The 14923-nt window shown below is 72.2% G+C and carries 12 protein-coding genes; 3 read left to right on the forward strand and 9 right to left on the reverse strand.

What is annotated here, in order from left to right; genetic code table 11:
• The first annotated feature begins 8 nt into the window (after positions 1 to 8).
• Complete coding sequence (locus tag GA0070215_RS03785; RefSeq protein ID WP_091041793.1) at positions 9 to 1049, forward strand: ParB/RepB/Spo0J family partition protein; 1041 nt, start codon at positions 9 to 11, stop codon at positions 1047 to 1049.
• A 1446-nt stretch (positions 1050 to 2495) separates the two neighbouring features.
• Positions 2496 to 3377 carry a hypothetical protein gene (locus tag GA0070215_RS03790; protein WP_091041798.1) on the forward strand — a complete coding sequence of 294 codons (882 nt, stop codon included), beginning with the start codon at positions 2496 to 2498 and terminating at the stop codon, positions 3375 to 3377.
• A 1-nt stretch (position 3378) separates the two neighbouring features.
• Here GA0070215_RS03790 and GA0070215_RS03795 read toward each other — a convergent pair whose 3' ends face one another.
• Together GA0070215_RS03795 and GA0070215_RS03800 are read right to left on the reverse strand one after the other, a co-directional pair.
• The gene (locus tag GA0070215_RS03795; protein WP_091041801.1) at positions 3379 to 4374 is read right to left on the reverse strand and encodes a D-alanine--D-alanine ligase family protein; all 996 of its coding nucleotides are present in this window, start codon (positions 4372 to 4374) and stop codon (positions 3379 to 3381) included.
• A gap of 7 nt (positions 4375 to 4381) precedes the next feature.
• On the reverse strand, positions 4382 to 5695 hold the full coding sequence (locus GA0070215_RS03800; protein ID WP_026268628.1) for an aminotransferase-like domain-containing protein: 1314 nt from the start codon (positions 5693 to 5695) through the stop codon (positions 4382 to 4384).
• A gap of 281 nt (positions 5696 to 5976) precedes the next feature.
• Between GA0070215_RS03800 and GA0070215_RS03805 the strand changes: the two genes are divergently transcribed.
• Complete coding sequence (locus GA0070215_RS03805; RefSeq protein WP_018788519.1) at positions 5977 to 6642, forward strand: hypothetical protein; 666 nt, start codon at positions 5977 to 5979, stop codon at positions 6640 to 6642.
• Positions 6643 to 6650: 8 nt separating this feature from the next.
• Here the strand turns inward: GA0070215_RS03805 and GA0070215_RS03810 are convergent, their stop codons facing one another.
• The 7 genes from GA0070215_RS03810 to murJ all read right to left on the reverse strand — a co-directional run bounded on the left by GA0070215_RS03810 (position 6651) and on the right by murJ (position 14913).
• Positions 6651 to 7811 (reverse strand): N-acetylmuramoyl-L-alanine amidase, encoded by a 1161-nt coding sequence (locus tag GA0070215_RS03810; RefSeq protein WP_026268627.1) that lies wholly within the window; start codon positions 7809 to 7811, stop codon positions 6651 to 6653.
• 160 nt (positions 7812 to 7971) lie between these two features.
• Entirely contained in the window at positions 7972 to 8295 is a 324-nt protein-coding gene (gene trxA, locus GA0070215_RS03815; protein ID WP_013289375.1) for a thioredoxin, read from the reverse strand.
• A gap of 38 nt (positions 8296 to 8333) precedes the next feature.
• A complete protein-coding gene (gene trxB / locus GA0070215_RS03820; RefSeq protein WP_091042137.1) occupies positions 8334 to 9287 on the reverse strand; it encodes a thioredoxin-disulfide reductase in 954 nt (317 codons plus the stop codon).
• A gap of 176 nt (positions 9288 to 9463) precedes the next feature.
• Positions 9464 to 10408, reverse strand: coding sequence for a hypothetical protein (locus tag GA0070215_RS03825; RefSeq protein ID WP_091041805.1), 945 nt, complete (start codon positions 10406 to 10408; stop codon positions 9464 to 9466).
• A complete protein-coding gene (gene sigM, locus GA0070215_RS03830; protein WP_091042139.1) occupies positions 10405 to 11109 on the reverse strand; it encodes an RNA polymerase sigma factor SigM in 705 nt (234 codons plus the stop codon). The genes GA0070215_RS03825 and sigM overlap by 4 nt, the downstream gene beginning before the upstream one ends.
• A gap of 43 nt (positions 11110 to 11152) precedes the next feature.
• Positions 11153 to 12763 carry a protein kinase family protein gene (locus GA0070215_RS03835; RefSeq protein WP_167361474.1) on the reverse strand — a complete coding sequence of 537 codons (1611 nt, stop codon included), beginning with the start codon at positions 12761 to 12763 and terminating at the stop codon, positions 11153 to 11155.
• 407 nt (positions 12764 to 13170) lie between these two features.
• On the reverse strand, positions 13171 to 14913 hold the full coding sequence (gene murJ / locus GA0070215_RS03840) for a murein biosynthesis integral membrane protein MurJ (protein WP_091041808.1): 1743 nt from the start codon (positions 14911 to 14913) through the stop codon (positions 13171 to 13173).
• Positions 14914 to 14923 lie beyond the last annotated feature (10 nt).

Genomic DNA, 14923 nt, shown 5'->3' on the forward strand with positions numbered 1-14923 from the left:
GGCGTCGCATGAAGAACCGTCCCCGCGGCGGACTGGGTCGAGGGCTCGGCGCCCTCATCCCCACCGGACCGGTACCGGGCGCCGAACCGGCCGCCGTCGAGCCGGAGACGCCGGCCGCGGCCGCGCCCTCGCCGGGCCCGGCCGCTGGTGCGACCGCTGCCATCACCGGCGGCCTCGGAAGCATCTCGCCTCCGGCCGTCGAGCCTGAGCTTCAGCTGAGCCCGGTGCCCGGTGCCCGCTTCGCGGAGATCCCGGTCGACGCGATCGTGCCCAACCCGAAGCAGCCCCGGCACGTCTTCGACGAGGAGGCACTGGAGGAACTGAAGACCTCGATCCAGGAGGTCGGCTTCCTCCAGCCGATCGTGGTCCGCCAGCTCGACCCCGAGAAGTTCGAACTCGTGATGGGCGAGCGGCGCTGGCGTGCCGCCCAGGCGGTCGGCCGGGAGACCATCCCGGCGATCGTCCGGGACACGAAAGACGACGCGATGCTCCGGGACGCGCTCCTGGAGAACATCCATCGCGCCAACCTCAACCCGCTCGAAGAGGCGGCGGCGTACCAGCAACTGCTGGAGGAGTTCGGCGCCACGCACGAGGAGCTGGCCCGGCGGATCGGCCGCAGCCGCCCGCAGATCTCCAACACCATCCGACTGATGAACCTGCCGCCCGCCGTGCAGCGCCGGGTTGCTGCCGGCGTCCTCTCCGCCGGCCACGCCCGGGCACTGCTCAGCCTGGACAACGCCGAGGCGCAGGAGGCCCTCGCGGAGCGGATCGTCCGCGAGGGCATCACGGTCCGCGGTGCCGAGGAGCTGGTGCACCTGGCGCTCGCCGATGAGCCGACGAAGACAGCCGCCGCCAAGCGCCGGCCGAAGCCGCACGCCCCGGCGCTCACTGATCTCGCGGACCGACTTTCGGACCGGTTCGACACCCGGGTGAAGGTCGACATCGGCCGCAGCAAGGGCAAGATCACGATCGAGTTCGCCACCGTCGACGACCTGGAGCGGATCGTCGGCATCATCGGCATGGGTGAGGACGCGCAGCCCGAGGCGTAGTCCCTTCTCCGGTCTGTTGATCCGGCCGCACCGCCCGACGAGGGAGTGCGGCCGGATCTGCGTCTGGGCCTGACTTCGGTGCCCTACCTCCCTCCGACTGGAGGCGGCCGGGTCGGCGCCGATCGCGTGGGACGGACGCTCGGCCGAACGGTTGCCGCCGAAGCCGCGGTCGCGGCGACCCGCGCGGCGAGCGCCACCAGCCTCAGCCGCAGCTCCCCGTTTCACGTGAAACCACCGGCAACGATCGCCAGGCCGCCGATCGCGGGGGCACGCGCCGGACGAGCCGGTTACGGCCAGCCGCGACCGATGGGAGTCGGTGACGGGGCGGCAGCGGTGCGGGTCGGTGCCGATCGTGCGGTAGCGGTGGTAGCGGTGGAACCGGCTGGTTTCAGCGATGCAGCCGGGTCGGCTTCGACGGTTGCCGGAATCCGTCCCTTGATGGCCGGCTCGTTCCGGCCGACCGCTCGATCGCCAGCGACGAGGCGTTCCGGTGTTCTACCGATCTGCGCTCTGCCGGGAAACCGAGTCGGGAGCGGCAGGAGCACTCGGACGGTGAACCTCGATCCTCGCTCGGCGCCCCCGCTCCTGATTGACCCGGCCGATCCTGACGCCGAGCCGCGCACTACGACTTCGAACCATCGAGCCGGGGAGAAGAATCCCGGCGTCCGGGCGGGGCGCGGTCAGCGCTGCCAGCATCCATCAAGCCGCGGGTCCGGCCTACCCGCGCCTCTCGGGCTCCTGTGCACCGTGGGCTCCGCCTGGCGGGGATCGCACTTGCGCACCCCTCTGTCGGAGCTGACCGAGCCTGGAGACGGCCATCCGTTTCACGTGAAACGGCATCCCGCTTCCGGCTCTCAGAGCCGCGGCCACGTGCACGTGATGATGAGCAGCAGGGCTGAGGGGGCCGGTCCGCTCGACCCGCGATCAGTTCCCGAAGGACGCCGTCGCCGCCGGGGCAACGGCCACCTCTCCAGCGGTGCCACTCCCATTGCCCCGACCCTGGCCGCCACCGCGAGCGTGCTCAACCGACGCCGGGAGCACCAAGGCGAAGGTCCGGCTGCCGACCGCCCAAGAAGCAATCCTCGGGTGCGGCCTACGACGTGCCGCGCCAAGCAGCCACATCAAGCGCCCGCGCCGCAGAGCGGGACGGAGCGCCGCGCCGCTGTTTCACGTGAAACACGTACGAGAAGAACCGGCCACACCCGGTGCGGATCCGTCGCCGGATCGTTTGACGAACGGACCCGGAAGCCCCCCTGGTTATCCACAGCAGTTTTCCACAGGCACCCTCTGTTTCACGTGAAACGAAGCGAGGAAACCCTTGCTGAGCAGTGCATGACGCGCTGTGCTGGTGATCTCGGCAGCCTGTGGACAACCCGGTGGACAACCGGTGTGTGCCCAGTGGAACGGGTAGGGACAGGCGTCGCCAACTCGGTTAGGGTCAGCGTCGTGCCGGACACCCCTCCCTCAGTTCCCGACTTCACCCAGTGGCCGTCCTTCCCCTTCGAGGGCGATCTCCGCGTCAAGCAGCTCGACGAGCCCGTACCGTTCGAACCTCCCCGCCGCGGCGAGGCGGACCGTGAGTGCACCGCCTGCAACGCGCCCGACGAGGCGTACATCTGGGTCGGTGAGCGGTGGCGTGTCCGCGCCATGGACCGGCCCACCGGTCTGCCAATGGTCCTGATCCTGGAGTCCCGATCGCACCTGGATCTGGGCGACCTGCCGAATCTGCTCGCCGCCGAGCTGGGCGTGATGACCGTCCGCCTGGAGCGGGCCGTCCGCTCGCTCGACGGGGTGGCTCGCGTCCATGTGAACCGGTGGGGCGACGGTTCGGCGCATCTGCACCTGTGGTTCCTGGCCCGGCCGTACGGGCGGCTGCAACTGCGGGGCACGTTCCTGTCGCTGTGGGACTCGATCCTGCCGCCGATCTCCGAGGACCAGTGGCGGGAGAACCTGGCGCTGGTGGCAGCGTGGCTCGCCGAGTTCGGTGGCCGCCCGCTGGCCGAGCCGCCGCGCATCCAGTGGCAGGCACCGTCGAGTCTCTCCTCGACCTCCCCCGCGAACGCCGCTGAGGAGCCCGAGGATGAGTCCCTGTCGGTGATCGAGGCTGCGGATGAGATTCCGGAGTCCGACGCGGCAGCGGACCTCTCAGACCCCTCGGCGGACCCGTCGGAGCCCGACCCGGCAGCGCAGACCGGTGAGACGCCCGCGAGCGAATCACGCAGCGCATCGGGCGGCGGGCCGGGCAACGCCTCGGACGACGAAGACGAGGACGAGCGGGAGGACGCGCCGGACGACCGGCCGGGCGGGGCGCGTACCCGGGAGGTCTGAGTCAGCGACGGCGGGCGGCGGCCCGGGTCACGAGCGTGCCGAGAACCCGGCCGAAGTCCAGCCCGGCCGCCTGGATCGCCAGCGGCAGGAGCGACGTCTCGGTCATGCCCGGGGAGACGTTGACCTCCAGCACGTGCGGGTCGCCGTCGGCGCCGACGATCAGGTCGACCCGGGACACGTCGCGCAGTCCGAGCGCGGTGTGCGCGGCGAGCGCCACCTCGGTCACCCGGGCGGTCGTCGCGGCGTCGAGCCGGGCGGGCGCGTGCCAGGTGGTGCGCCCGGCGGTGTAGCGGGCCGCGTAGTCGTAGACGCCGTTGCGCGGCACGATCTCGACCGGGGGCATGGCCTGCGGCCCCCTGCCGAGGTCGAGCACGGAGACCGCCACGTCCATCCCGGGGACGTAGCGTTCCACGAGCGCGGTCTGGTCGTACGCGAAACAACCCACCATCGCGGCCGGCAGCGACGCCGCCTCCCGGACCACGGCGGCGCCCAGTCCGGAACCGCCCTGCGCGGGCTTGACCATCAGCGGCAGCCCGAGGCGGTCGACGATCCGGTCCAGGACGGCCACGGCGCCCAACTCGGAGAACCGGTCGTGCGGCAGCGCCACCCAGTCGGGCGTCGGGATGCCCGACTCGCGCAGCACCGCCTTGGCCGACGGCTTGTCCCACGCGAGGCGGGACGACCGGGCGTCGCAGCCGACGTAGGGCACGTCGCAGAGGTCCAGGACGCCGCGCAGCGACCCGTCCTCGCCGGTGGCGCCGTGCAGGGCGATCACCACGGCGTCCGGCGGGTCGGCGGTCAGGGCGGGCAGCAACGCCACGTCGGCGTCGCGCAGTTCCGCCTCGACGCCGACGGCGCGCAGCGCGTCGAGGACCCGGCGACCCGATCGCAGCGAGACGTCCCGCTCGTAGGAGAGGCCGCCCGCGAGCACCAGTACGTGCAACTCGTCGGCGGCGGATCCGGTCACGGGAGTCGGTGTGGCGGGGCTGTCGGACATGCGGGCATCATGCCAAGTCGGGACCGGGCGCGTCCGAGCCGCCCTGGCGACGGCGGGGACCGGCGCCGCCGACCGCGCCGAAGACCTTGCGCATGGCGATCTCCTGCTCCATCACCCCGGCGAGCCGGCGGACGCCCTCGCGGATCCGCTCCGGCGTCGGGAAGGAGAAGTTGAGCCGCATGTTGCCGGCGCCCGTGCCGTCGGCGTAGAAGCCGGTCCCCGGCACGTACGCGACGCGGGCGGCCACGGCCCGCGGCATCATCGCCTTGGAGTCGAGCCCGTCGGGCAGCGTCGCCCAGACGAACAGGCCGCCTTGCGGCTTGGTCCAGGTGGTGCCCTCGGGCATCAGGTCGGTCATCGCGTCGAGCAGCGCGTCCCGGCGCTCGCGGTAGACCTCGCGGTAGACCTTGAGCTGCTGCCGCCAGGGCATGGTGCCGAGGTACGTCGAGACGGCCGACTGCGCGTAGGCGCTCGGGCAGAGGATCTGCGCCTCGCTGGCGATGACCAGCTTGTCGCGGACCGCGTGCGGGGCCAGGATCCAGCCGACCCGAAGGCCCGGCGCGAAGGTCTTGGAGAACGTGCTCAGGTAGAAGACGCCGTCGCGCCGCCGGGCCCGCAGCGGCCGGGGCGCCTCGCCGGAGAAACCGAGCTGACCGTACGGGTCGTCCTCCACCACGAGCAGCCCGGCGCGCTCGCAGATGTCGAGCACCCGCTCACGCCGCTCCTCGCTCAGCGTCACACCGGCGGGGTTCTGGTAGGTGGGGATGGTGTAGAGGAACTTCACCCGCCGGCCGGCGCGGGCGAGGTCCGCGATGGCCATCTCCAGCGCCTCCGGAATGAGCCCTTCGTCGTCCATCGGCACATGGGCGACCTGGGCCTGGGCGGCCTGGAACACCCCGAGCGCGCCGACGTACGTCGGGCCCTCGGCGAGCACCACGTCACCCGGGTCCAGGAAGAGTCGGGCCACCAGGTCGAGGGCCTGCTGGCCGCCGACCGTGACCACCACGTCCTCCGGGGAAGCGCCGCAGGAGGCGTCGATCCCGGACAGGGACATCACCTCGCAGATCCGCTCGCGCAGCTCCGGGGTGCCCTGGCCGATGCCGTACTGGAGGGTGGTGGCGCCGTGCTCGGAGCCGAGCCGGCCGAGCATCTCGCCGACCGCGTCCAGCGGCAGCGCCGCGATGTAGGGTGCCCCACCGGCGAGCGAGACGACCTCCGGCCGGCTGGCCACCGCGAAGAGCGCCCGGATCTCCGAGGCGGTCATCCCGCGGACGCGCCGGGCGTACCGGTCGGTGTAGTCGTCGAGCGTCGTGCCGGTCATGGACATCACCTCGATCGGGTGTCGGCGGGGCTGCCGCCCGGTGTGGTACCCGCGATGCCGGCATCCATTGGCGGCGGGGCCGGTTGGTCGATCGTAGTCCCCGGTGACGGTCGTGGCACCGGCCGTGTGGACACGTCCACATCCCGGACCCGCCGTCGGCCGTCCGGGCGGGGGTTGGCGCGTTCCCTCCCGTACTGCCGGGCAGGGGCGTACGATCGCTCGTCGGGAGCAGGAGGGCGCGGGACTCACCGGCGCTCCGAGCCTAGTGGTGGGGTGCGCTCATGTCGCGACGTCTGGTCAGCCTGACCCTGGACACGCTGGAGGACCTGCCTCGATCCTGCCGCAGCTGCGTCTACTGGGAGCTGGATCCGGTCTCCGCCGAACGGGCCTGCGCGGCAGGCGACCCGGGCCTGGAGAAGGAGGCGTGGGTCTCCCAGACGCTGCTGGAGTGGGGCTCCTGCGGCAAGCTCGTCTACGTCGACGGCATGCCGGCCGGCTTCGTCATGTACGCCCCGCCGGCGTACGTCCCGCGCTCGATGGCGTTTCCCACCTCGCCGGTCTCGGCGGACGCGGCGCTGCTGATGACGGCGCACGTGGTGGCCGCCTTCGCCGACGGCGGCCTGGGCCGGATGCTGGTGCAGGGCGTGGCCCGCGACCTGACCAAGCGCGGCATCAAGGCGATCGAGGCGTTCGGCGACGCCAAGTTCGGCGACGACGCGGACGATCCGGCGCGTGCGTGCGTGGCGCCCGCCGACTTCTTCCTGTCGGTGGGCTTCAAGACGGTCCGACCGCACCCGCGCTACCCCCGGCTGCGGCTGGAGTTGCGGACGGCGCTGAGCTGGAAGTCGGACGTCGAGTACGCGCTGGAGAAGCTGCTCGGCTCGATGAGCCCGGAGACGCTGCTGCGGCCGGTCCGCCCGGCGCCCGCCACCCGCTCGACGAGCTGAGCTGCGACTCAGTCGACGACGGTGCCGGCGGCGACGATCGCCCGTAGTTCGCTCACGTCGATCGAGCCGGTCGGCACGTCCCGCTCGATCGGCAGGTACATCCGCTGCACGCCGGCCACGATGGCCTCGACCACCCGGTCCCGGAAGCGCGGATCGACGAGCCGCGCCCGGTCGTCCGGTGAGGTGAGGTATCCGACCTCGACGCGTACCGCGGGCATCCGGGTGAGCCGGAGCAGTTCCCATGCCTTGGCGTGGGTACGGCAGTCGCGCAGCCCGGTGCGGGCCACGATCTCCCGTTGCACGAGACCGGCCAGGCGTTCGCCGGTCGCCGACGTGACGCCGTTGTCGGTGCCGTAGTGGTAGGTGGCCACCCCCTCGGCCTCCGGGTTGGCGTGCCCGTCGGTGTGCAGCGAGATGAACACGTCGGCGCCGAGGGAGTTGGCGAGCTGGGCCCGGTCCGCGTCCGGCAGACAGTCGCCGGGCGACGGGCCCCGGGTGAGCTGCACGCGTACGCCCGCCGCGGCGAGCCGCCCCTCCAGCCGGCTGGCGAGGTCGTGCACGAGGTCCGCCTCGCTCCAGCGCAGCGGGCCGTCGGGCACCACCACACCCGGGTCGGTGCCCCCGTGCCCCGGGTCGATCACCACGGTCCGCCCGACGAGCGTCGGCCCGGCCTGCCGGATGGCGTCGGACTCGCGCAGCCACTGCGGGCGCCCGCCGACCACCTTGCGGCCGAGGCGGCGCAGCGCGTTGACGGTGTGCGGCCCGCACGAGCCGTCCGGTTTCAGGCCCATCTCCCGCTGGAACTGCGCCACCGCGCGGGAGGTGCGGATGCCGTAGATGGCGTCCGCGCGGCCCACGTCGTACCCCATCTCCAGCAGGCGTTCCTGGAGCGAGCGGACGTCCTCGCCGGTCAGCGGCTCGGGTACGGCGTGGTAGAGCGCGCGGGCGCCGAACCGCCAGCGGGCCGCGTCGAGCGCCCGCCAGGTCTCGGCGCCGACCCGCCCGTCGACGCTGAGGCCGCGGGACTGCTGGAAGGCCCGTACCGCGCGTTCGGTCTGGGCGTCGTAGTCGTCGCCTCCGGCCTCGGCGGGAAGAAGCTCCAGGGCGGCGAGGACGGTACGGATCTCGGCCACTGCCGGTCCCTGGTCACCGGGTCGGATCGGACGCACGACGACCCCCTCTGCACGGACGTTGGCGGACCGGAACTCCGACGGACGCTTACGGAGCGTACCGTGGCCGATACCCACCGGGTTCCCGTTCATGCAGGTCAGGAAAGCCGCAACCCCGCCACCGGGCGTGGTGACGGGGTTGCGGCAGTTTCGGTACGGCTCAGAGCGCCGACTCGATGAGCTTGACCAGCTCGCCCTTCGGCTTGGCGCCGGCGATCGACTGCACCGGCTGGCCGTTCTTGAAGATGGTCAGCGTCGGCACCGACATCACCCGGTAGGCGCGGGCCGTCTCCGGGTTCTCGTCGATGTTGAGCTTGACGATGGTGACCTGGTCCTTCATCTCGCCCGCGATCTCCTCCAGCAGCGGCGAGACTTTGCGGCAGGGGCCGCACCACTCCGCCCAGAAGTCGACCAGCACCGGCTTGTCGGACTGCAGCACGTCGCTGACGAAGCTGGCGTCCGTGACCGCCTTGGTTGCTCCCACTATGAACTCTCCTCCTCCGAACCTTGCTCGTGGAACTCTCAGCCCTGAATGGTGGCGATGAAGCGCTCGGCGTCCAGCGCGGCGGCGCAGCCGGTGCCGGCCGCCGTGATGGCCTGCCGGTAGGTGTGGTCGACGACGTCACCCGCCGCGAACACACCGGGCACGCTGGTCCGGGTGCTGGGGGCCTGAACCCGCACGTACCCCTCGTCGTCCATCTCCACCTGACCGCGGAACAGCTCGCTGCGCGGGTCGTGACCGATCGCCACGAACACGCCCGTGACGTCGAGCACCTTGCTCTCGCCGGTGTGCACGTTGCGCACCCGTACGCCGTTGACCTTGCCGTCGTCGCCGAGGATCTCCTCGACCACGGTGTTCCACTCGACCTTGATCTTCTCGTTGCTCAGTGCCCGGTCGGCCATGATCTTGCTGGCGCGGAACGAGTCGCGGCGGTGGAGGATGGTCACCGACTCGGCGAAACGGGTGAGGAAGCTGGCCTCCTCCATCGCCGAGTCGCCGCCGCCGACCACCACGATGTGCTGGTTGCGGAAGAAGAAGCCGTCACAGGTGGCGCAGGACGACACGCCGTGGCCGAGGTATTCCTGCTCGCCCGGCACACCCAGCGGACGCCAGGCCGAGCCGGTGGAGAGGATGACGGCGCGGGCGCGGTAGGCGGTCTCGCCCACCCACACGGTGCTCACGGCGTCGGAGCCGATCTCGCCGGTGTCCTTCAGCTCGACCCGCGTCACGTCGTCGGTGAGGAACTCGGCGCCGAAGCGCTCGGCCTGCTTGCGCATGTTGTCCATCAGCTCGGGGCCGAGGATGCCGTCGGCGAAGCCGGGGAAGTTCTCCACCTCGGTGGTGGTCATCAGCGCGCCACCCGACTGCACGCCCTCGATCACCAGGGGCTTCAGGTTGGCGCGGGCGGCGTAGACCGCCGCCGTGTAGCCGGCCGGACCGGAGCCGATGATGATCAGGTTGCGGACCTCGTCCACTGCCGTCTCCAGATGTGTGTGTTCGTCACCGGCCGCACCGATGTCGATCCCGAGTGCCGGCGGCTCAGGGGCGCCGGCGCCTGACTTGCAGAACGTCATCGTACGAAGCGGGGATTCCCGAGCCGGTCATCCGGTGGGTCAGGTCACGTGACGGGACGAGCGTCGGGTCCGCGTTTTCACCCTACCCGCGTCCGGAACCGCGTGTCCGCGCCGGACCCGGGTACCCCGCACTCCGGCCCGCTCACCCATCCCCAGCGGGCGCCGCCCGCGTCCGCGAACGTCACCACGAGCGCCGGTGCGCCCTGGAACCGGGCGTAGTCGACCATGGTCACGGTGAGCGGCCCGGCGCCGTGCTCGACCCCGATCGCGGTGAGGCACGCGGCGAGGGTTTCCGGCCGGTTCAGCCGATCCAGGTTGCTGAGGGCGCCGAGGCGCTCACTCTTGTACGGGCGCGTCTCCGCGCCGTCCTTCGCCGCGCCGGACGGCCCGGCCATGTCTCCCGGGATCGACTTCGCTCCGACGGGCACCCGGTCGGCGGCGAGGCGTTCCGGTGTCCAGTCGGTGCCGCTGCGCACGGCCGGTCCGGTGGTCCGGTACGGCGCGGCGGCCATGGGTGCCGCCTCCCCGCCCGTCCGGTCGGCCGTACCGACGCTGCCGTCACCCGGATCGGCCATCCGGCCGACACCGAGCCCCACCGCGGCGACCGAGGCCGCGGCCAGGGCCACCGGCCCGGCGATGCGGGCCCAGCGCCGGGGCCGACGGCCGGGGCCGCTGAGCCGGTCGAGGCGGGGGGGCGTGCCGGGTGGCCGACTCACGCCGCCGGACTGCGCCGGCACGACCGGCGTACCGTCGCGCAGCGCGGGGCCGGCCCCGGCGAGCGCGGCGGTGATCCGGTCGGCCACCGCCTGCGGCATCTCCGGCGCGGGGGCTGCGGCCCAGCCGGCGAGGTCGGCTCCGACCAGGTCGACCGCGTCGGCGAGATTCTCGTACGCGGCACGCCACGCGGGGTCCTGCTCGACCAGCCGGGCCACGGTCGCCTGCTCGGGAGTGCCGTCCAGCGCCCCGCCGAGGTAGTCGGCGAGCAGGTCGTGGTCGACCTTGCTGAACTCCCGGGAAGTCACGGCTCCTCCTGGCTGACGGCCTGCCGGGACGCTCCCGACGAGGATCCGACGCCCTCGGGACGCCTGCGGTTCCCGGGGGTGAGCCGCGGCACGTCACCGGCCGGTGCGTCGGTGCCGGTCCGCAGGTGTCCGAGCAGTACGGCGAGGCGGGCGCGGCCCCGGGCGCACCGGCTCTTCACGGTGCCCTCGGCGACGTCGAGCATGCCGGCGACCTCGGCCACCGGGTAGCCCTGGACGTCGACCAGGACCAGCGCGGCCCGCTGCTCCGCGGGCAGCGCGGCGAGCGCCTGCCGGACCACGAGGGCGGTGTCGTGGTCGTGGGCGGGCGCTGCCGGTTCCGCGCCGCCGGTGTGCCGGCCCGGTTCGCCGTCGGTGTGCACGCCGTCGGGCAGCGGGACGGTGGCGTGGGTCTGCCGCCGCCGGATCCGGTCCAGGCAGGCGTTCACCACGATGCGGTGCAGCCAGGTGGTGACCGCCGAGTCGCCCCGGAACCGGGCCGCCGCGCGGTGCGCCGACAGCATGGCGTCCTGGAGGGCATCGGCGGCCTCCTCGCGGTCGCCGATCGTGCGCAGCGCGACCGCCCAGAGGCGGTCCCGGTGCCGTTGGAACAGCTCGGCGAAGGCGTCCCGGTCGCCTGCCGCGTGTGCCCGGAGCAGCTCCAGGTCGGAGCGGCCGGGCTGCGCGCCGTCGCGTTCGACCATCACCACATCCGGTGGAGGTGGCTCGGCGGGGACGGCGGCCGGGTCACGAGCCCTGGACCGTGATCTCCTGGACGCCGAGCTTCCAGCTGTTGCCGCTGTCCTTCGCCGGCAGCTTGGTGATCCAGAACAGCAGGTACTGGTACTTCTGATCGGGTTCGAACGCGTTGAAGATCATCTTGGTGCCGCCGTCCTCGTTCGGCGGTCCGACCACCGTCGAGTAGGCGTTCAGGAGCTGCTTGTCGCCGGAGGAGGTGGACGGGAAGTCGCCGCGGGTGCCGGTGCGAAGCTCGACGGTGGCGCCGGTGGCCGAGAGTGTGGCCTCCAGCTGCTTGACCGTGTGCGGGGCGCCCAGGTCGATCCAGACGCCCATGCCCTTCTTGAGGCCGCCGAACTTGGCGTTGGTGCGGTAGCTGTTTGTCTCCCAGCCGTCGTCCTCGTCGCCGTCGATGACCTTCTCGGCGTTGCGCACCTCGGCGCGGTCGCCCTCCGGGTCGATGATCCGTACGTCCTCGATGGTGAGCTTGCGGACCTGCGCGGCGGGTTCGGCACCGCCGTCGGTGGCCGGCGCGCTGTTCGTCGGCTGGGCGACCGGCTCCTTGTCGCCGTCGTCGCCACCACCGAGTGCGTTGATGCCGATGAGCAGCCCGACCAGGGCGACCGCCAGCAGACCGGCGATGCCGATGGCGACCTTGCGACCACCGGCCGCGGCCAGCGGGGAGGGCTCCTCGCCGGGGTCGGCGGTGAAACGCAGCGGACCGGCCTGCTCCAGGAACTGCTCGTCGGCCGGGATGTCGAGCCGGCTCAACTCGGCGGCCAGCACATCCGACGAAGGCGGGGGGATCTCCGGGTCGAGCAGGTCCATGGTGAGATCGTCGAGGTAGGCCGGCACCCCGGCGCGCATCTGCCGGGGCGCGGCGATGGCGCCGCCGGCGTCCCGGACGGCGTCCGGCAGGGCGGCACGGCCGTGCCCGGCGGTGGCGCCGTGCAGCGGGGCCTCACCGTGCGGCCAGTGCCCGGTCAGGGCGAAGTAGAGCACCCCGCCGACCGCGCGCAGGTCGTTCTCCTGGCTGTCCGCGCCGTCGGTACGCGCGTCGGCGAGCACCACCCGGCCGTCGTCGCTGATCATGACGGTGCCGGGGTGGAGATTGCCGTGCACCATGCCGGTGGCGTGCACGGCGGCGAGGGCGCTGGCGACGGCGTTGCCGATCGCGGTGGCCCGGGCCGGGTCCAGCGGGCCGTCGGCGGCGACCAGTTCGCGCAGCGACTGCCCGTCGACCCATTCGCGGACCACGTAGGCCCGGTCGTCCTCGTCGATCGCGTCGTAGACGCCGACCAGGTTGGGGTGGATGACGCGGCTCGCGGCGACCGCGGCCTGAAGCATCTCGGTGGCGGAGTCGCCACCCGGGTAGCGGAGGACCACGGCGACGGGACGGCGGAGCACCACGTCGACACCGCGCCAGACCAGCCGGCCCGCGCTGTCGTTGTTGATGTGCTCGACCAGCTCGTACCGCTCGGCGAGCAGCTCACCGACCGTGGGAGCACCGAAGGTCACGACCGTAGGAGAGGTCTCCTCCGCTTCCTGACCCTCGCCGACCTGGGTCACCCGTCCTCCCTCGGTGATCGCGTCGATCGATGGACCCGTGCTGCTGGGCATGTGGCTTCCCGCTCTACCTTCGGTGGAACGGCCGCGGTGTCGACACCCGCGTCGATCCCGGTCGTACCCGTCGAGAGCGACCTTACCCGGGATGCCCGGTTCTCCGACATGTCATCTTCCCGCTGTGACCGGCCGGAAGGCCGGGCACAGCCGCTCCGGCCGGCTCGCCCGCCCACCCGACGGGCAAGCCGGACACACACCGTCAATCTAGAGGTTGGCGGCAACGTGGCGGCACAGGGGCGTACCGGTGTGGCGACGGAGAGGTTTCCCCGTCCCGGCCTGCGCTCCCTCGTCCGTACGGTTGGTTGTCCACAGGCCGGGAGGCCCGGTGGACGGCGGAATTCCAAGTTATCCACAGCCGTATCCCCAGCCTGGTGATCCTCGTTCACAGTCGGTCACCGAGGGGGTCAACGGCCGAGGCGCCGCCGGACCATCCCGACCACCTCGGTGATCTCGCCGATCCGCAGCACCATGGCGAGCCCGAGGTAGGTCGCGCCGATCGCCGCGCCGCCGATCACCAGCTGCACCGCCGCGGCGAGCCAGCTCAGGCTCGCCGGATCGCCGGGGAGCACCGCCACCACGAGCACGCCGACGAGCGCGGCACCGAGCGCCGCAACGACCACCCGGCCGAGCGTCCGCATGATCCCGCCCAGCCCGATCCGGCCCACCCGGGGCCGCAGCAGCATCGCCGAGATGATCGCCGCCGCCAGGTACGACACCGCGTTGCCGAGCATCATCCCGGCCGCCGCGAACGTGTTCGAGAAGATCAGGAACAGGCCCACCTGGAGCAGGACGCGCAGCGCCACCACCGGAATGTTGACCAGAGCCGGGGTCCGGGTGTCCGGCAGCGCGTAGAACGCGAACGTGAAGAGCTGGCTCACCGCGAACGGCACCAGGCCCAGCGCCGCGACCAGCAGCACGGTGGAGGTGGCCACCGCGTTGTCGCCGGTGAACGCGCCGTACCGGAACACCACGACCGAGATGGGGGCGGCCAGCACCGCGTAGCAGACCGCGATGGGCGCGAGCACGGCGCTGACCATCCGGGTGCCCCGGGACAGGTCGGCGGTGACGTCGCTGAACCGGTGCTCGGCGGCGGCGGCGCTCATCCGGGGCATCAGCGCCGTGATGATCGAGACGGCGATGATGCCGTGCGCCATCATCAGCAGCAGGAACACGTTGTTGTAGATCAGCAGGCCGGCGTTGTCGCCGTCGGCGGCGCGGGTGAGCAGGTTGACCACCACGAAGAGGCCGAGCTGGTTGACGCCGACGTAGCAGAACATCCAGCCGCCGAGCCGGGCCAGCTCGCCCAGGCCGAGCGCACCGAAGTCGAATCGCAACTTCCACCGGAAGCCGACCTTGCGCAGCGCCGGCAGCAGGCCGGCGGTCTGGACCGCGACGCCGAGCAGCGTGCCGCCGCCGATGAGCAGGATGCGGTCCCAGCCCATCTGTCCGGGCTCGACGATCTTGGCGCCGAAGACCGCGATGTAGAGCCCGCAGACGCCGATCACCACGACGTTGTTCAGGATCGGCGCCCACATGGGCGCGGCGAAGTGTCCGCGCGTGTTCAGCACCGCGGCGATCAGCGCGCTCACACCGGTGAAGAACAGCATCGGCAACATCAGGTACGACAGGCCGGTCACCAGGCCCCGGTAGTCCTGGTCCTTGCCGCCGGCGTAGATGGCGGTCAGCACCGGCGCGCCGATCATCGCGATCAGCGCGACGGCGGCGAGGGCCAGCACGGCCAGCGTCAGCAGCCGCTGGGAGTACGCCTCGCCCCGGTCCGGATCCGACTTGCGCCGCCGGACCAGCACCGGAATCAGCACGCTGGTGAGCACACCGCCGAGCAGGAACTCGTAGACCTGGTTCGGCAGGAAGATCGCGGTGGTGAACGCGTCACCGACCAGCGCGCCACCGAGCGCGGCGCCGATCATCAGGTTGCGGATGAAGCCCGTACCCCGGCTGACCAGGCTGCCGATGGCCATCACCGCGCTGTTCGCCGCGGCGCTGGTCTCGGCGACCACCTCCTGCGGGGGCGCGACGGCCTCGACGCCGGGCTGGTTCAGCGGCTCGGCGGAGATGAATGTGGCGCCGTCGTCCGGCGGCAGGCCGTCGCCGTGCGCGTTCGCGCTGCGGTAGAGCCCGCCGCTCATCTGCCAGCCT

This window comes from Micromonospora marina (assembly GCF_900091565.1).
In the GTDB taxonomy this organism is placed as follows: Bacteria; Actinomycetota; Actinomycetes; order Mycobacteriales; family Micromonosporaceae; genus Micromonospora; species Micromonospora marina.

Coding starts and splice junctions, on each gene's coding strand:
- GA0070215_RS03785 (WP_091041793.1), top strand. CDS start 9: ATGAAGAACCGTCCCCGCGGCGGACTGGGTCGAGGGCTCGGCGCCCTC.
- GA0070215_RS03835 (WP_167361474.1), bottom strand. CDS start 12,763: ATGCCCAGCAGCACGGGTCCATCGATCGACGCGATCACCGAGGGAGGA.
- sigM (WP_091042139.1), bottom strand. CDS start 11,109: ATGGTCGAACGCGACGGCGCGCAGCCCGGCCGCTCCGACCTGGAGCTG.
- GA0070215_RS03805 (WP_018788519.1), top strand. CDS start 5,977: ATGTCGCGACGTCTGGTCAGCCTGACCCTGGACACGCTGGAGGACCTG.
- GA0070215_RS03800 (WP_026268628.1), bottom strand. CDS start 5,695: ATGACCGGCACGACGCTCGACGACTACACCGACCGGTACGCCCGGCGC.
- GA0070215_RS03795 (WP_091041801.1), bottom strand. CDS start 4,374: ATGTCCGACAGCCCCGCCACACCGACTCCCGTGACCGGATCCGCCGCC.
- murJ (WP_091041808.1), bottom strand. CDS start 14,913: ATGAGCGGCGGGCTCTACCGCAGCGCGAACGCGCACGGCGACGGCCTG.